The sequence below is a fragment of the Brevundimonas vancanneytii genome (assembly GCF_901421975.1).
Taxonomy (GTDB): Bacteria; Pseudomonadota; Alphaproteobacteria; order Caulobacterales; family Caulobacteraceae; genus Brevundimonas; species Brevundimonas diminuta.
The window spans coordinates 217788-235431 of sequence record NZ_LR588407.1; the positions used below are offsets into that span (position 1 = coordinate 217788).

A 17644-nucleotide genomic window follows, 5' to 3' on the forward strand; every position below is an offset into this window, starting at 1 on the left:
GCCACACCCACCTCCTTTGCGACAGCTCAAGGCGTCGCTTCGTGAAAGGGCGCATTGAGTCGAAATCCGCCTCCCGAGGGGAAACCGAACGACATGAATCTCGACCTCTATTCCGACCGCGCCAAACAGGCCGTCCAGTCCGCCCAGTCGCTGGCCCTGGCCCGCCGCCACCAGCAGTTCGCGCCCGAGCATCTGCTCAAGGTGCTGCTCGAGGAGCGCGACGGCCTGGCCCGCAAGCTGATCGATCAGGCGGGCGGAGACCCGTCCGCCGTCGAACTCGTCACCGAGGGGCTGCTGAAGAAGCGGCCCCAGGTTTCGGGCGGCTCGGGCCAGATCTATCTGGACGGCGACACCGCCCGCGTCTTCAGCGCCGCCGAGGAGGCCGCGAAAAAGGCGGGCGACGCCTTCGTCACCACCGAACGCCTGCTGGCCGCCATCGCCAAGGAGGGCGGCGCCGCCGCCGAGGCGCTGAAGTCCGCCGGGGTCACGGCCAAGAAGCTGGACGACGCCGTCGCCGAAATCCGCAAGGGCAAGACCGCCGACAGCGCGGGCGCCGAGGACAGCTTCGACGCCCTGAAACGCTACGCCCGCGACCTGACCGAGGCCGCGCGCGACGGCAAGGTCGACCCTGTCATCGGCCGCGATGAGGAGATCCGTCGCACCATTCAGGTGCTGGCCCGCCGCACCAAGAACAACCCCGTCCTGATCGGCGAACCCGGCGTCGGCAAGACCGCCATCGTCGAGGGTCTGGCCCTGCGCATCGTCAACGGCGACGTGCCGGAAAGCCTGAAGGACAAGAAGGTTCTGTCGCTCGACATGGGCGCCCTGATCGCGGGCGCCAAATACCGCGGCGAGTTCGAGGAGCGCCTCAAGGCCGTGCTGAACGAGGTCGCCGCCGCCGAGGGGCAGATCGTGCTTTTCATCGACGAAATGCACACCCTGGTCGGCGCGGGCAAGGGCGACGGGGCCATGGACGCCTCCAACCTGCTGAAGCCCGCCCTGGCGCGCGGCGAACTGCACTGCGTCGGCGCCACCACGCTGGATGAATATCGCAAGCACGTCGAGAAGGACGCGGCCCTGGCCCGTCGTTTCCAGCCGGTCTTCGTCTCGGAACCCACCGTCGAGGACACGGTGTCGATCCTGCGCGGCCTCAAGGAAAAATACGAAGTCCACCACGGGGTGCGCATCAGCGACAGCGCCATCGTCGCCGCCGCCACCCTGTCGAACCGCTACATCACCGACCGCTTCTTGCCCGACAAGGCCATCGACCTGATTGACGAGGCCGCCTCGCGCGTCCGCATGGCCGTCGATTCCAAGCCTGAGGCGCTGGACGAGATCGACCGCCGTCTGGTCCAGCTCAAGATCGAGCGCGAGGCCCTGAAGAAGGAGAGCGACAGCGCCTCGCAGCAGCGTCTCGAAAAGCTGGAGGACGAGATCGCCGACCTCGAAGGCCAGTCGGACGACATGACCGCCCGCTGGAAGTCGGAAAAGGACAAGGTGGGGCAGGGCGCGCAACTGCGCGAAACGCTTGACCGCCTGCGCGCCGAACTGGCCGCCGCCCAGCGCGCCGGCGACCTCGGCCGCGCCTCAGAGATCGCCTATGGCCAGATCCCGCAACTGGAGAAGCAACTCGCGGATTCCGAATCCCCGGCGGCGGTCGCCGCCCCCCTGACGCCTGAGGTCGTCGACGCTGAACAGATCGCCGCCGTCGTCAGCCGCTGGACCGGCGTGCCCGTCGACAAGATGCTGGAAGGCGAGCGCGAGAAGCTGCTCAAGATGGAGGACGAACTGGGTCGCCGCGTGGTGGGTCAGGACGAGGCCCTGGCCGCCGTCTCCGACGCCGTGCGCCGCGCCCGCGCCGGTCTGAACGACCCGAACAAGCCGCTGGGCAGCTTCCTCTTCCTCGGCCCCACGGGCGTCGGCAAGACTGAGCTGACCAAGGCGCTGGCGGGCTATCTGTTCGACGACGACAACGCCATCACCCGCATCGACATGTCCGAATACATGGAGAAGCACTCGGTCAGCCGCCTGATCGGCGCCCCTCCGGGCTATGTCGGCTATGACGAGGGCGGCGCCCTGACCGAGGCGGTGCGTCGCCGCCCCTATCAGGTCGTCCTGTTCGACGAGGTCGAGAAGGCCCACCCCGACGTCTTCAACGTGCTTCTCCAGGTGCTGGACGACGGCCGCCTGACCGACGGTCAGGGCCGCACCATCGACTTCAAGAACACCCTGATCATCATGACCTCCAACCTGGGCAGCCAGTATCTGGCCGACCAGCCCGAGGGCGAGGATGTCGAGGCCGTGCGCCCGCTGGTCATGGAGCAGGTCCGCGCCCACTTCCGGCCCGAGTTCCTGAACCGCATCGACGAGATCATCCTGTTCCACCGCCTCGGCCGCGAACAGATGGGCGGCATCGTCCGCATCCAGCTGGCGCGTCTGGAGAAGCTGATGGCCGATCGCCGCCTGACGCTGGCCCTGGACGACAGCGCCCTGACCTGGCTCGCCGACAAGGGCTACGACCCCGTCTACGGCGCCCGCCCGCTGAAGCGCGTCATCCAGAAGGAGCTGGTCGACCCGATGGCCAAGAAGCTGCTGGCCGGCGAGATCGAGGACGGCAGCGTGGTGGCTGTGTCAGCGGGTAGCGATGGGCTGGAGATCGGGAAGGCGCGGGTGCATTAACGCGCCTTCCAGCGTCGATCCGAGAAAGGGGCCGCGTCATTGCGGCCCCTTTTTTCTTTCGTCATCCTCCGGCAAGCCGCGTCAGCGGCGCAGACCGGGGGACCCAGCGGCGCGCGGGAGCGCGAAAGATCCACGCTCGACGGCCGCCCTAAGATCGCCTTCGGCGCCGCTGGGTCCCCCGGTTCCGCGCTGCGCGCGGCCCGGAGGATGACGAAAGAGGGGGAGCGGCATAGGCTGTGTGCATGGCGACCCATCGCACCTTCATCGCGACCTACATCATGGCCAGCGGGCGCAACGGGACGCTCTACGCCGGCTCGACCTCCAATCTGGAAAGCCGCGTGTGGAAGCACAGAACGCGCGCCTTTCCCGGCTTCAGCGACGCCTACGACTGCACTCGTCTGGTCTGGTTCGAGCAGCACGCCCTGATGCTGGATGCGATCCGGCGCGAGCGGCGCATCAAGAAGTGGCTGCGCGACTGGAAGCTGGCCCTGATCGAGAAGGCCAACCCGGACTGGCGCGACCTCGCGGCCGACTGGTTTTCCGATCCGACCTGGACCCCGCCGCCGGGCGCCGACTGAGCCTCACCCCAGCACCGGCATCACCTCCACTCCGTCGCAGGGGAAGGGGTTCATATGCGGGTGGTTCTCGAACAGGCGGGCGGCGGCCTCGTGGCTGTCGGCGCGCACGACCATGAAGACGGTCAGCAGGTTGACCACGTCGGTCACGGCGCCGTCGTCGTCGATGCGTTTGGTCGGGCCTAGCGGGCCGCCCTGAAAGACGATGGAGTCGCGGTGCGCCTCCTCCCAGGCGGCGACGGCGGCGACGCCGAGGCGGGCCGTCTCGGCCTGCTCGGCCTCGCTCATGGCGCGCCAGGCCCGCCATTTGGGGCCGGTCTTGTCGCTGGTGAAGACGGCCAGGTAGTGGGTCTGCGCGCTCATCGAAGCCTCCCGTTTGCGCCAAGGGTCGGTCTTTCGTCGGCCGTGGGCAAGCGGGCCTCCCTGTCCCTTCTCCCCTTGCGGGAGAAGGTGGGCCCGAAGGGCTCGGATGAGGGGTCTCTCCGAAATCTGATGGCGGGGCTATGGGGTTCACGTCCCGCAACCCCTCATCCGTCAGGCTCCGCCTGCCACCTTCTCCCACAAGGGGAGAAGGAAAATCCGCCGGCCCTCACATCAAGGCTTCGCAGCGCCTGATATTTCCCGCCTCCGCGCCCCGCTCGTCCTCATCTCCCCGCCCCACCTCCCGCCTGCCGCATCCTGTCCCTCGTCCCGTCGCAGGGGAGGGCTCGCTCGGCCGGCGAACCGAAGCGGCGGCGGGAGCGGAGAGAACGGGGTCCGTGTCGGATCGTCGGCCTCCCATCGCGCGCGCCGGGCAAGGGGAACCCCAGCGGAAGGCGGCGACGGTTCGGGCGGGCGGTTCAGGATGTCCTGCGGGCGGCGGAACGAGGCGAACGCCTCCAACGCCGTTCCGCGGCCTCACGCCGCGCGCAAGCGCGACCGGCCGCAGACATCAGGACGCGGAGCCGACGGGGCCTAGCGACGGGGCGTTCGACCCGTCCGCCAGAGAGGCTCCGGCCAGGGTCGAGGGGGTTACTCGGACCGTTCCAGGACCGCGTCGTCGCGCGGCCTGCCCGTCATGGGCGCCGGGGGTAGCCGCGAACAACGGCGCCTGCCCCGAGCTCATGTCCGACTCTTCGCGCGGGGCGTCGGCCTTCGTCGAAACGGTAAATCACATCTTCTCCGGGCGAAGCCCCGGCGCCCCGCCCAGCCCTTCCACCGCCCGGTCACCCCGAGGCGGACAGACGCGTTCCTTCTCCCCCTGCGGGAGAAGGTGGCCCGTCAGGGCCGGATGAGGGGTCTCTCCGAGGTCGGATGAAGGCGCGCTTAGACCGCCGCGCGACCCCTCATCCGTCAGCCTTCGGCTGCCACCTTCTCCCGCAGGGGGAGAAGGAAGACGCGCTCAAGTCGCGAGGGTCCGCGACCCGAGCATAGCGCCCTCAGATATGTATGGCGTGGCCCAGCGCGCGCAGGGACGCCTCGTGGAAGGCTTCGCCCAGGGTCGGGTGGACGTGGATGGTTCCAGCCACGTCCTCCAGCACCGCGCCCATCTCCAGCATCTGGGCGAAGCTGTTGGACAGCTCCGACACGTGCTGGCCGACTGCCTGAACGCCCAGCAGGCGGTGATCCGCCTTGGAGGCGATGACGCGAACGAAGCCGCCATCCTCGCCCGCCTCGATGGCCAGGGCGCGGCCGATGGCGGCGAAGGGGAAGACCGCCTGGATCACGTCGTCGCGGCCCTTGACGTCGTCGGGGCCGAGGCCCGCCGAGACGATCTCCGGCTCGGTGAAGCAGACGGCGGCGATCGCAGTCGGATCGAACACGCGGTCGTGGCCGGCGATGATTTCGGCCACGACCTCGCCCTGGGCCGAGCCCTTGTGCGCCAGCATGGGTTCGCCGGTCAGGTCGCCGATGGCCCAGACGTTCTTCATGCTGGTGGCGCAGCGCTCGTCGATCTTCACGAACGGGCCGTTCATGGCGACGCCCATGTTCTCCAGGCCCCAGCCCTTCGTCCGCGCGCGGCGGCCGACAGTGACCAGCACCTTGTCGGCGTCCAGCTGCATCGGGTTTCCGTCCCTGTCGGTGACGTTCAGCTTGCCGTCCCCGAAACCGCCCGCGCGGGCGCCGAGCAGCAACTGCACGCCATGCTTCTCCAGCCACTTGGCGACCGGGTCGGTCAGAGCCTTGTCGTAGAGCGGCAGGATGCGCTCGGCCATCTCGACGATGGCCACCTCGGCGCCCAGCTTGCGGAAGGCGATGCCCAGCTCCAGGCCGATGTAGCCGCCGCCGACGACGACCAGCTTCTTGGGCACTTCCGGCAGGCTCAGGGCCTCGGTGGACGAGATCACGTCGCCGCCGAAGGGCAGGAAGGGCAGCTCGACCGGCTCGGACCCCGTGGCCAGGATGACGTGCTCGGCGGTGATGCGGATGTCGCCGTCGTCGGTCTTCACCGTGCAGGTCTTGGCGTCCGAGAAATCGGCCCAGCCCTTGATGACCTTGACCTTGGCCTTCTTCAGCAGGGCGGCGACGCCGGCGTTCAGCTTCTTGACCACGCCGTCCTTCCACTCGACGGTCTTGGACAGGTCGATGGCCGGGGTCGAGGCGGTGATGCCCAGCGTGCCGTCGCCGGCGGCCTTGGCCACCGTCTCGAACTTGCCTGCGGCATGGATGATGGCCTTGGACGGGATGCAGCCGACGTTCAGGCAGGTGCCGCCGAGGCCCGGCGAGGCGTCCACCAGCACGGTCTCCAGCCCCAGCTGGCCGCAACGGATCCCCGCCACATAGCCGCCGGTCCCGGCGCCGATGATCAGGACTTTGGTCTTGAGGGTCTGGGTCATCAGTTCATCCAGAGCGTGGCCGGGTTCTCCAGCAGGGTCTTGATCTTCTGCACGAAGACCGCCGCGTCGTGGCCGTCGACGATGCGGTGATCGAAGCTGGAGGACAGGTTCATCATCTTGCGCACGACCATCTGGCCGTTCCGCACCACGACGCGCTCCTCGATCTTGTTCGGACCGACGATGGCGACTTCGGGGTGGTTGATGATGGGCGTGTGCACCACGCCGCCGAGCGTGCCCAGCGAGGTGATGGTGATGGTCGAGCCGGAAAGCTCCTCACGCTTGGCGCTGCCGTCCTTGGCGGCGCCCGAGACGCGGGCGATCTCTTCGGCGGTGTCATAGGCGTCGCGCGCCTCGGCGTGGCGGACGACCGGGACCATCAGGCCGTTCGGCGTCTGGGCGGCGATGCCCAGATGCACGGCGTTGTGCTGGGTCAGCACGCCCGCCTCGTCGTCATAGGTGGCGTTGATGTTCGGCTGATCCTTCAGGGCCACGACGATGGCGCGGGCGATGAAGGGCAGGACGTTCAGCTTGGCCTTTCCCGTGCCCTTGTTCTGGGCGTTCAGGTGGGCGCGCAGTTCCTCCACCGCAGTCATGTCGATGTCTTCGACATAGGTGATGTGCGGGATGCGACGCACGCTCTCGGCCATCTTCTCCGCGATCTTGCGGCGCAGGCCGATGATGCGGACTTCGTTGGTTCCTTCAGCCTTGGCGTAGAGCGAGCCGCCCGAGGCCGCAGCCGGGGCGAACGTGCCGCCGCGCGCGACGAAGGCGTCCAGATCGGCATGCTCGATACGGCCCGCGGGGCCGCTGCCCGGCACGAAGACCAGGTCGATCCCCAGATCACGCGCGCGGTTGCGCACGGCGGGCGAGGCCAGCGGGCGCTCGCCCGGCTGGCGGCCGGTCAGGGCCGGAACGGGCTTGGCGTCGGCCTTGGGCGCAGCGGAAGGCTTGGCGGTCGGTGCGGCGACAGGAGCCGGCGCAGCCTTCTCGGCCTTGGCGACAGGCGTCGCGGCAGCGGCGGGAGCTTCGGCGACATTGCCCTTGCCCTCGACCTTGAAGCTGACCAGCGGACCGCCGACGGCGATCTGCTGACCGGCTTCGCCGTGCAGGGAGACGACGACGCCGGAGACGGGGCTGGTCAGTTCGACCGTCGCCTTGTCGGTCATGACCTCGGCCAGGATCTGGTCTTCCTGAACCGCGTCGCCGACCTTGACGTGCCAGCCGACCAGTTCGGCCTCAGCCGTGCCTTCGCCCACGTCGGGCAGTTTGAAGACGTGGTTCGCGCCAGCGGCGGCGACCGGGGCCGGGGCGGCTTCAGCCTTGGGGGCTTCGATCGGAGCCGCAGCAGGTTCCGGCGCGGCGGCGACGGACGCGGCGGCCGGTTCGTCGGCGGCGGCGTTGCCTTCGCCCTCGACCTCGAACTCGGCCAGCGGGCCGCGCACGGCCATCATCTGACCGGGCTCGCCGTGCAGGGCAGTGACGACGCCCGCGACCGGGCTGGTCAGTTCGACCGTGGCCTTGTCGGTCATGACGTCGGCGACGATCTGATCCTCGGCGACCGTATCGCCGACCTTGACGTGCCAGCCGACGAGCTCGGCTTCGGCAGTGCCTTCGCCCACGTCGGGCAGCTTGAAGACGAAACGACCCATCTTAACGGCCTCCCGACATGACGGCTTTCAGCGCGTCGGCGACCCGCTGCGGTCCGGGGAAATATTCCCATTCAAAGGCGTGTGGATAGGGCGTGTCCCAGCCGGTCACGCGCGCCACCGGCGCCTCCAGGTGATAGAAGCAGCGCTCCTGAACCAGGGCGCTTAGTTCGCCGCCGAAGCCCGATGTTTTCGGCGCCTCGTGCACGATGACGCAGCGGCCGGTCTTCTTGACCGAGGCCTCGATGGCCTCGATGTCCAGCGGGACCAGGGTGCGCAGGTCGATGACCTCCGCGTCCACGCCCGCATGTTCGGCGCCCGCCAGCGCCACCCAGACCATGGTGCCGTAGGCCAGGATGGTGACGTCGGCGCCTTCCTTCATCACCCGGGCCTTGCCGATCGGCTCGACGTATTTGCCGGTCGGGACCTGGGCAAGTTCCTGCGCCTTCCACGGGCTGACCGGCTTTTCGTGCCAGCCGTCGAAGGGGCCGTTGTAGAGGCGCTTGGGCTCGAAGAAGATGACCGGATCGTCGTCCTCGATCGCCGCCAGCAACAGGCCCTTGGCGTCATAGGGGTTGGACGGGATCACCACCTTCAGACCGGCGATGTGGGTGAACAGGCTTTCGGGCGACTGGCTGTGCGTCTGGCCGCCGAAGATGCCGCCGCCGTAGGGGCTGCGCACCACCATCGGCGTGGTGAACTGGCCGCCCGAGCGATAGCGCATCTTGGCCGCTTCGGAGACGATCTGGTCGTAGGCCGGATAGATGTAGTCGGCGAACTGGATCTCGACGACCGGGCGCAGGCCATAGGCGGCCATGCCGATGGCCGTGCCGACGATGCCGGATTCCGAGATCGGGGCGTCGAAGCTGCGGCTCAGGCCGTGCTTCTTCTGCAGGTGGTCGGTGACGCGGAAGACGCCGCCGAAATAGCCCGCGTCCTCGCCGTAGGAGACGACGGTGGGGTCTTCGGCCATCTTGACGTCCAGGGCCGAGTTCAGGGCCTGGATCATGTTCATCGCGGCGATAGCGGGCGCGTCCGGGGCGACCGACGCCGGGGCGTCCTTCTGGTCGACCATGTCGGCTTCAATCTTGTCGTTGATCTCGGCCATCACTCAGACTCCTACTTCGCGGCGCTGTTCGACCAGACGCCAGTCCTCGGTCGCATAGACCTCCTCGAACATGGTCTTCACGCTGGGGCGCGATTGGCCCAGGGTGCCGATGGCCTCGGATTCCTTGGCGGCGGCGCGGACTTTCTCGACCGCTTCCTTCTCGGCTTCTTCCTGCTGTTCGTCCGACCATTCGCCCAGACCGATCAGGTGCTGCTTCAGGCGGGCGATCGGATCGCCCAGCGGCCACTTCTCGTGTTCGTCGCCGGGGCGATAGCGGCTGGGGTCGTCCGAGGTCGAGTGCGGGGCGCCGCGATAGGTGAACAGCTCGATGATCGTCGCGCCTTGGTTGGTGCGGGCGCGTTCCTCGGCCCACTGGGTCGCGGCCCAGACGGCCAGGAAGTCATTGCCGTCGACGCGCAGGGCGGGCAGGCCGTAGCCGATGCCTTTGGACGCGAAGGTGGTCTCAAGCCCGCCGGCGATGCCCTGGAAGGACGAGATGGCCCACTGGTTGTTGACGATGTTCAGGATGACCGGCGCGCGATAGACGGCGGCGAAGGTCAGGGCCGAGTGGAAGTCGCTTTCGGCCGTCGAGCCGTCGCCGATCCAGGTGATGGCGATCTTGTCGTCGCCGCGGATGGCCGAGGCCATGCCCCAGCCCACGGCCTGAACATACTGCGTGCCCAGATTGCCCGAGATGGTGAAGAAGCCGTAGTCCTTGGCCGAATACATGATCGGCAGCTGGCGGCCCTTGATGGGGTCTTCGGCGTTCGAATAAATCTGGTTCATCATGGTCGCGAGCGGATAGTCGCGCGCGATCAGAAGGCCCTGCTGGCGATAGGTGGGGAAGCCCATGTCCTCGCGGCTCAGGATCATGCCCTGGGCGACCGCGATGGCCTCTTCGCCGGTGCACTTCATATAGAAGCTGGTTTTGCCCTGACGGTGGGCGCGGTGCATTCGGTCGTCGAAGGCGCGCGTCAGGATCATGGCCTTCAGGCCGCGACGCATCGTCTCAGGGTCCAGCTTAGGATCCCACGGGCCCACGGCCTTGCCTTCATCGTCCAGCACGCGGATCAGGCGGAAGGCGAGATCGCGCATCTCGGCGGGCTCCGTGCTGACCTCCGGGCGGTCGACGGCGCCCGGCGCATCGAGCTTCAGGTGGCTGAAATCAGGCGTGTCGCCCGGCCGACCCGAAGGCTCCGGCACGCGCAGCGACAGCGTCGGGGTGTTCTTCATCAATGCCTCCCGTCCGGTTGAACCGGCCGCGTTTCCTTATGGATGAGGGCATAGCATGGCGTATGATTGTTGGCTCTCCTAAAAATACCCTTGCCAAATGGCATTTTGGGGTATTTTATTGCGCAGAAAGCTAATTCGGAGAAAGCCTTTGGCCGACGACCTCGACCCTATCGACGCGCGCATCCTCGACATCCTTCAACAGGACGCAGGCCTGTCTGTCGCCGAGGTCGCCGATCGCGTCGGCCTGTCGGCCTCGCCGTGCTGGCGCCGGATCAAGAGACTGGAGGACTCTGGCCTGATACGCAAGCGTGTCACGCTATTGGACGCCGGTCTTCTGGGCCTGGACTTCGAAGTCTACGCCATCGTCAAGCTGAGCCTGCCGACCCGCGACAACCTGCAGATCTTCGAACAGGCCGTCGAAAGCTGGCCCGAAGTGGTGCAGTGCGCCACCATCACGGGGCGCGAGGATTACGTCCTGCGCATCATCACCACCGACATGCACGCCTTCGACCAGTTCCTGCGCGACAAGCTGCTGACGTTGGGCATCGTCTCCAACTGCGAGAGCCATATCGTCACGCGCGGGGTGAAGAACGTCACCACCCTGCCGCTGGGCATCATCACGCCGCACGTCGGCTGAGGTTGATCGCGCCGTCGCCCTTGGTCAGCTCAGGCGGTCGAAGGCGACGGCGTGAACCTTGTCCCGCCCTAGCAGGGCGGTCAGCGGCGGGACGGGAAACAGGCTTGCGATCGCTGGATCGCGCACGTCCAGCCCGCCGGTAAAGGCGCCGAAGGCGGGCAGGATCAGCCGCCGCCCGTCGGTGACGAAGCAGGGCCGGCGCACGCCCCGGCCATAGGCGGCGACGCGGGCGGCGGGATGCAGGTGGCCCGCGACTTCGCCCGGCGTAGGCTCGGCCTGCGGCTCATGGATCAGGAACAGGCCGCCCAGCGCCAGGGTCTCGACCATCCGGCCGGGCAGGCGCTTGAAGGGATTGGCCAGCGCGCTGGCCAGGGCGTCCAGGTCGTGATTGCCCTCCAGCCAGATCCAGTCGCGCCCGGCGGCCAGGGTTTCCAGCCGCGTCAGCTGGGCGCCGTCCATACGCGACACCGCCTTTGAATCGTGGAAGCTGTCGCCCAGCAGGACGACCGTGCGCGGATCCAGCGCCTCGATCTCGGCCTCGAGCCTGGCCAGGGTCGCGGGGCTGTCATAGGGCGGCAGCATCTGCCCGCGCGCCGCAAAGGCCGAGCCCTTCTCCAGATGCAGGTCCGAGGCGATCAGGGTCTTATGCGTCGGCAACCACAGGGCGCCGGAGCAGCGCAGCACGCAAGGCTCGCCGTTGACCGTCAGCTTCAGCCCGCCGCATGGATGGCGGAACGGGGATAGGGCCGCGCGCAAGGCTGCGTTCATCGTCCTTCTCCCCTTGGGGGAGAAGGTGGGCGGCGGAGCCGCTCGGATGAGGGGGCTGTATCCGCAGGCAAAGCGCTAAACGACGAACACGCGGCTGGCGTCCCCCTCATCCGTCTTGCTCCGCAAGCCACCTTCTCCCCCAAGGGGAGAAGGACGCAGGATGTCATCACGCGGCCCCCTTTAGCGCCTCGGGCGCGTCTTCCATGACCTCGGCGATCAGGGCCTCGGCGCTTTCGTCCAGGATCATCTCGGCGGCGTCTCCCCCGACGCGTTCGCGCCCGATCTGCACCAGTACCGGCACGCTGAAGGGCGAGGGCCGGTCCAGCCTCTTGTGCACGATGCGGCCGTGGATGCGGCTTAACAGTTGGCCCAGTCGCGCCACGTCCAACAGGCCTGTCGCCGCATCCGCCCGCGCCGTCCTCAGCAGCAGATGGTCCGGCTGATGGCGCCGCAGTACGTCGTAGATCAGGTCGGTCGAGAACGTCACCTGCCGTCCGGTCTTCTCCGCCCCCGGCTGGCGCTGCTCGATCAGGCCCGAGATCAGGGCGCAGTTGCGGAAGGACCGCTTCATCATGAAGCTTTCCTCCAGCCAGGCCTCTAGATCGTCGCCCAGCATGTCCGGCTCGAACAGGGCGTCCAGATCGAGGCCGTCCATCGGCCGGATCGACCAGATGGCCAGCGAGTAGTCCGTCACCACAAAGCCCAGCGGCCCGGCGCCCATCCGGTCCAGCCGCCGCGTCAGCAGCATGGCCAGCGTCGTATGCGCCAGCCGCCCCTCGAACGGATAGGCGACCATGAAATGCCGCGTCCCGCGCGGAAAGGTCTCGACCAGCAGGGTCTGCGACTCCGGGATGGCGCTGCGGACCGCCTGAAGTTCCAGCCACTCCTGCACGTCGGGCGGCAGGACGCGCCAGTGGTCGCGGTCCTGCACCATGCGCCGCACCCGCTCGGCCAGAGAGGTGCCCAGCGGGAATTTCGAGCCGCCGTAGGAGGGGATCTTCGGGTCTTTATCGACGGCGGGCGAGACCAGGGCGTCCGTTTTCACGATGCCCTGAAAGGCCCAGACCTGACCGCCGAAGACGAAGGTGTCGCCGGGCGTCATCTGCTCGAAATACCATTCCTCTGCCTCGCCGATCTTGCGGCCTGCGACCAGGTGCTTGCCGCCCGCGCGCCGCCCCGCGACCCGCACGTTCAGATTGGCGGCCGACACGATGGCGCCGACGTTCATCCGGTGCCGCTGGGCCATCTGGGCGTTGCGGACGGTCCATTTGCCGTCGCGGGTGCGCACGATACGGGCGAAGCGGTCATAGGTGCGCAGCGCATAGCCGCCTGTGGCGACCAGATCGACGACCTCCTCGAAGGCTTCATAGGTCAGGCCGCGATAGGGGCCGGCTGTCGTCACCTCGGCGTATAGGTCGGCCAGATCGAAGGGTTCGGAGCAGGCGCAGCCCATCACGTGCTGGGCCAGCGTATCCAGCGCGCCGGTATGCTCCGGCTCCCAGTCGAAGGCGTTCTCGGCCACGGCCTCGCGCGCGGCCTGGCACTCCAGCATCTCGAAGCGGCTGGCCGGGACCATCAGGGCGCGCGACGGCTCGTCCAGCCGGTGATTGGCTCGGCCGATGCGCTGGACCAGACGGCTGGCCCCCTTCGGCGCGGCCAGTTGGATGACCAGATCGACGTCGCCCCAGTCGATGCCCAGGTCCAGCGTCGAGGTGCAGACCACGGCCTTCAGCTCGCCGCGCGCCATCGCCGCCTCGACCTTGCGCCTCTGCTCGGCGGCCAGGGAGCCGTGGTGCAGGGCGATCGGCAGGTCGTCCTCATTGATCGCCCACAGCGACTGGAAGACGAACTCGGCCTGCCAGCGGGTGTTGACGAAGATCAGGCTCAGCCCTGCGCGGCGGATGGCGTCATAGACTTCCGGGATGGCGTGGACGCCGGTGTGGCCGGCCCAGGGTACGCGGCCTTCGCTGACCAGCACATCCACCACCGGCGGCGCGCCCGGATCGCCGAGCACAATGCGAACTCCTTCTCCCCTTGTGGGAGAAGGTGGGCCCGAAGGGCTCGGATGAGGGGTTTCTTTGCCGTCGGATGGGATGATTTCGGCAATGTCGCGAGACCCCTCATCCGTCTCGCTTCGCGAGCCACCTTCTCCCACAAGGGGAGAAGGGGAGAGCCACGCGGCGATCTTGCCCGGATCGTCCACCGTGGCGCTCAAGGCCACCCGCCGCATCCCCGGCGCGAACGTCTGCAACCGCGCCAGCCCCAGCGCCAGCAGGTCGCCGCGCTTGCCGCTCCAGATGGCGTGGACCTCGTCCAGCACCACGCATTTCAGGTCGGCGAAATAGTCCCTCGCCCCTTCCCAGGCGCAGAACAGGGCCAACTGCTCCGGCGTGGTCAGCAGGATGTCGGGCGGGAAGTCGCGCTGGCGCTGCTTCTTGGACTGTTTGGTGTCGCCGGTGCGGCTCTCGACGTGGATGTTCAGCCCGATCTCGCGGATGGGCGTCATCAGGTTGCGTTCGACGTCGGTGGTCAGGGCCTTCAGCGGCGACAGATATAGGGTATGGACGCCCGACCCCGGCCCCGTCTGCGGCCTCGGCCCACGCTCGGCCAGATCGATCAGGCTGGGCAGGAAGCCCGCCAACGTCTTGCCCCCGCCCGTCGGCGCCACCAGCAGGGCGTGCTGCCCGGCCTTCGCCGCCGCGATCATCTCCAGCTGATGCCGGCGCGGCGACCAGCCCCGACCGGCGAACCAGTCGGCGAACAGGGAGGGAAGCGTTGCGGTGATCGGCGGCGTCACGCCACGCCTATAACATGTTCCCGTTCCGTTTCGTCACCATCGACGCTATCTAGCAAAAGTGACCGTCGAATCCGCCGAGACCAGCACTGCGTCGTCCCTGACGTTCGACCTGCCGCCCGCGCTGGCCACGCCGCCGGGGGCGGGAGCCGTGTGCGACGATCAGGGCGCGCGCAAGATCGGGCGGGGCGCCGCCGAGGGCCTGTTCACCGGCGGCGACGTCATCGTCGCCCACGCCGGACTGACTGCGCGGCGTCTGGGTCTGGCGCCGCCGCCGCGCTCGGTCGAGATGCTGGATGCGCTGGAGCTGTTCGCCTTCGTGCGTCCCGCCCGGTTCTGCGCCCCATCGGCCACCGGGCTGGCGCTGGCGCTCGGGCGCGAGGAGCCGAGGGGGGCCGAGGCGCAGGCCGCCGCGCTGAGGACCGCCGCCGCCGACCTGCTGGTCGAACTGGCGGCGCCCGCCTATCCGGGGCGGGAGGAGGCCTACACGCTGGCCCTGACGCTGGAGCGGGCGGGCTGGGGCTGGGCGTCGCGGGTGCTTCAGGCCCTGCGCGCCGGGCCGCTCCGGAGCCGCCAGCAGCGCGGCTCGGGCCTCGACGTCTGGGCGCGCCTGCAGGAGTGGGAGGACGAGGCCCCGCGCGGCGAGGCCGGGTCGGCCCCCGTCGATTCCGAGAGCGCCCGCATCCGTCTGGACAAGCTGCTTCAGGCCTCGGGTCTGGACGAGACGCGGCCCGCCCAGTCTGACTACGCCGCCGAGGCCGCCTACGCCTTTTCGCCCCGCAATGATGAAGGCCGTCCGCGCGTCCTGCTGGCCGAGGCGGGCACCGGCACGGGCAAGACCCTGGGCTATCTGGCGCCCGCCAGCCTGTGGGCCGAGCGTAACGCCGGGGCGGCGTGGATCTCGACCTACACCCGCGCCCTGCAGCGTCAGATCGACCGCGAAAGCCGCGCCCTGTGGCCCGACGAGGCCGAGCGGCGGCGAAAGACTGTGGTGCGCAAGGGGCGCGAGAACTACCTGTGCCTGCTCAATCTTCAGGACATGGTGCAGGCGGCGCAACTGGGGAACGGCGACCTGATCGGCATGGCCCTGGCCGCGCGCTGGGCCGCCCACACCCGCGACGGCGACATGACCGGCGGCGACTATCCCGGCTGGCTGTCCGGCCTCTATGCGACCGCGCCCACGCATCAGGCGGGCCCGGCCAATCTGGTCGACCGGCGCGGGGAGTGCGTCCACGCCGCCTGTCCCCACTATCGCCTGTGCTTCGTCGAAAAGACCATTCGCGCCAGCCGTCGAGCCGATCTGGTGGTGGCCAATCATGCGCTGGTGATGACGCAAGCCGCCTTCGACGGCGCCCGCACGGCGCGCGGACTGAAGCAGGACGGCGAGACGGCGGCGCTGAAGCGCATCGTCTTTGACGAGGGCCACCACCTGTTCGACGCCGCCGACAGCGCTTTCTCAGCGTGTCTGTCGGGGCAGGAGGCGGCCGAGCTGCGCCGCTGGATCCGCGGGCCGGAAGGGCGCGGCCGTCGCGGGCGGGGGCTTGAACAGCGGCTGGGCGACCTGACCGCCGACAATGAAGCCGCCGCTAAGGCTCTGAAGGACGCGCTGCAGGCCGCCGCCCAACTGCCCGGCGAGGGGGTGTCGGGCCGTATCGCCCCGGCGTCGGGCGAGGTGAACCCCATCGGGCCGATCGAGCGGTTTCTAGTCGCGGCGCTGGAGCAGCTTCGCGCGCGCGCGGCCGAGAGCGGCGGGGCTGAGTTCGGTCTGGAATGCGCCCTGCGCCCCGTTGCCGAGCCGGTGCTGGAGGCCGCGCGCGAGGCCGCCCGCGCCATCGCCGCCGTCGAGGCGCCCCTGCTGGCCCTGTCGCGCCATCTGGAAGACATCCTCGACGAGGAGGCGGCCGAACTGGACGGCGCCGCCCGCGCCCGCATCGAGGGCTCGCTGCGCGGGCTGGATCGGCGCGCGCGCATGACCCTGCCCGGCTGGCGCTCGATGCTGGCGGCGCTGGAGGAGGGTGGAGATGAACCCGACCCTGACTTCGTCGACTGGTTGTCAGCCGAAGCCGCCTTCGGCCGCATCCACGACGTGGCCCTGCGCCGCCACTGGATCGACCCGACGGTGCCGCTGGAGGCGGCGGTGGTTATGCCGTCACACGGGGTGCTGGTGACATCGGCCACCCTGACCGACCCGGCCGCCGAAGACCCCTTCGATCTCGCCCGGATGCGGACCGGGGCTGCGCGCCTGATCGAACCGGCGCGGACGCTGAAGGTCGACAGTCCCTTCGACTATGCCACCAACAGCCGGGTCATCGTCGTCAATGATCTGGTCAAGGACGACCCGCGCCAGATCGCTGCGGCCATGCGCGAGCTGTTTCTGGCGGCGGGCGGCGGAGGCCTGGGCCTGTTCACCGCCATCCGGCGGCTGAAGGCGGTCTATGAGCGGCTGGGGCCGGAACTGGCGCGGGCGGGTCTGCCGCTCTACGCCCAGCACGTCGATCCGCTGGAGGTCGGAGCGCTGGTCGATGTCTTCAGGGCCGAGCGGGACAGCTGCCTGCTGGGCACCGATGCCGTCAGGGACGGGGTGGACGTGCCGGGGCGGTCCTTGCGCGTTCTGGCCTTCGACCGCGTGCCGTGGCCGCGCCCGGACCTGCTGCACAAGGCGCGGCGAGAGCGGTTCGGCACAGGCTCGGGCGGGCGCTCGTGGGACGACGCTCTGGCGCGCGGGCGGATTGCTCAGGCGTTCGGCCGCCTGATCCGCCGCGCCGACGACCGGGGCGTCTTCGTCATGCTGGACGCCGCCTGCCCGACGCGCCTGTTCGCCGCCCTGCCGCCGGGGACGGAGGTGCTGCGTCTGGGTCTGGCCGAGACGGTGGAGTTGACCAAGGGCTTCCTGGCGGAGCAGACCGACTGACCATGTCGCGCACCACCCCCGCCACCGTCGCCCTGAGCAAGGCCGGCGTCGCTTTCGAACTGCACCCTTACGACTACGATCCCGATGCGCCGCGCGTGGGGTTGCAGGCGGCCGAGGCCCTCGGCTGGGCGCCCGAGCAGGTGTTCAAGACGCTGATGACCCTGGTGGACGCCAAGCCCGTCTGCGTCGTCGTGCCGTCCGACTGCGAGGTCAGCATGAAGAGGCTGGCCGCCGCCGCCGGGGGCAAGTCGGCGCAGATGATGAAGCCCGCCGACGCCGAGCGTCTGACCGGCTTCAAGGTCGGCGGCGTCAGTCCCTTCGGCCAGCGGAAGGCCGTCCCGACCTTCATCGACGAGACGGCGATCCTGTTCGACCGGGTGCTGATCAACGGCGGCCAGCGCGGCCTGCTGCTGGAGCTGGCGCCGGACGAAGCCGCGCGGGCCAGCGCGGCGACCTGGGCGGACCTGACCGCCTGAT

12 protein-coding genes are annotated in these 17644 nt (G+C 68.9%); 5 read left to right on the plus strand and 7 right to left on the minus strand.

Features of this window, described 5'->3' with window-relative positions; genetic code table 11:
* The first annotated feature begins 93 nt into the window (after positions 1–93).
* Positions 94–2679 carry an ATP-dependent chaperone ClpB gene (gene clpB, locus FGL25_RS01090; RefSeq protein ID WP_138140711.1) on the plus strand — a complete coding sequence of 862 codons (2586 nt, stop codon included), beginning with the start codon at positions 94–96 and terminating at the stop codon, positions 2677–2679.
* Between the two features lie 242 nt (positions 2680–2921).
* On the plus strand, positions 2922–3257 hold the full coding sequence (locus tag FGL25_RS01095; RefSeq protein ID WP_138140712.1) for a GIY-YIG nuclease family protein: 336 nt from the start codon (positions 2922–2924) through the stop codon (positions 3255–3257).
* A gap of 3 nt (positions 3258–3260) precedes the next feature.
* Here the strand turns inward: FGL25_RS01095 and FGL25_RS01100 are convergent, their stop codons facing one another.
* The 5 genes from FGL25_RS01100 to FGL25_RS01120 all read right to left on the minus strand — a co-directional run bounded on the left by FGL25_RS01100 (position 3261) and on the right by FGL25_RS01120 (position 10057).
* Positions 3261–3617 carry a YciI family protein gene (locus tag FGL25_RS01100; protein ID WP_138140713.1) on the minus strand — a complete coding sequence of 119 codons (357 nt, stop codon included), beginning with the start codon at positions 3615–3617 and terminating at the stop codon, positions 3261–3263.
* Between the two features lie 1055 nt (positions 3618–4672).
* Positions 4673–6070 (minus strand): dihydrolipoyl dehydrogenase, encoded by a 1398-nt coding sequence (gene lpdA, locus FGL25_RS01105; protein ID WP_138140714.1) that lies wholly within the window; start codon positions 6068–6070, stop codon positions 4673–4675.
* Positions 6070–7719 carry a 2-oxo acid dehydrogenase subunit E2 gene (locus FGL25_RS01110; protein ID WP_138140715.1) on the minus strand — a complete coding sequence of 550 codons (1650 nt, stop codon included), beginning with the start codon at positions 7717–7719 and terminating at the stop codon, positions 6070–6072. Before FGL25_RS01110 ends, lpdA begins: the two co-directional genes overlap by 1 nt.
* Position 7720: 1 nt before the next feature.
* Positions 7721–8824 (minus strand): alpha-ketoacid dehydrogenase subunit beta, encoded by a 1104-nt coding sequence (locus tag FGL25_RS01115; protein ID WP_197733788.1) that lies wholly within the window; start codon positions 8822–8824, stop codon positions 7721–7723.
* A gap of 3 nt (positions 8825–8827) precedes the next feature.
* Positions 8828–10057 carry a 3-methyl-2-oxobutanoate dehydrogenase (2-methylpropanoyl-transferring) subunit alpha gene (locus FGL25_RS01120; protein ID WP_138140716.1) on the minus strand — a complete coding sequence of 410 codons (1230 nt, stop codon included), beginning with the start codon at positions 10055–10057 and terminating at the stop codon, positions 8828–8830.
* A gap of 148 nt (positions 10058–10205) precedes the next feature.
* Here FGL25_RS01120 and FGL25_RS01125 point away from each other — a divergent pair, with 148 nt between their 5' ends.
* Positions 10206–10694 carry an Lrp/AsnC family transcriptional regulator gene (locus tag FGL25_RS01125; RefSeq protein ID WP_003166242.1) on the plus strand — a complete coding sequence of 163 codons (489 nt, stop codon included), beginning with the start codon at positions 10206–10208 and terminating at the stop codon, positions 10692–10694.
* 24 nt (positions 10695–10718) lie between these two features.
* On the opposite strand, the gene pdeM is transcribed toward FGL25_RS01125, so the two are convergent.
* Positions 10719–11462: a ligase-associated DNA damage response endonuclease PdeM gene (pdeM, locus tag FGL25_RS01130; protein WP_138140717.1), complete on the minus strand. Its 744-nt coding sequence runs from the start codon at positions 11460–11462 to the stop codon at positions 10719–10721.
* A gap of 166 nt (positions 11463–11628) precedes the next feature.
* Positions 11629–14259: a ligase-associated DNA damage response DEXH box helicase gene (locus tag FGL25_RS01135; RefSeq protein ID WP_138140718.1), complete on the minus strand. Its 2631-nt coding sequence runs from the start codon at positions 14257–14259 to the stop codon at positions 11629–11631.
* 58 nt (positions 14260–14317) lie between these two features.
* Between FGL25_RS01135 and FGL25_RS01140 the strand changes: the two genes are divergently transcribed.
* Both FGL25_RS01140 and ybaK read left to right on the plus strand, forming a co-directional pair.
* A complete protein-coding gene (locus tag FGL25_RS01140; protein WP_138140719.1) occupies positions 14318–17167 on the plus strand; it encodes an ATP-dependent DNA helicase in 2850 nt (949 codons plus the stop codon).
* A gap of 2 nt (positions 17168–17169) precedes the next feature.
* On the plus strand, positions 17170–17643 hold the full coding sequence (ybaK, locus tag FGL25_RS01145) for a Cys-tRNA(Pro) deacylase (RefSeq protein ID WP_138140720.1): 474 nt from the start codon (positions 17170–17172) through the stop codon (positions 17641–17643).
* Position 17644: the final 1 nt, after the last annotated feature.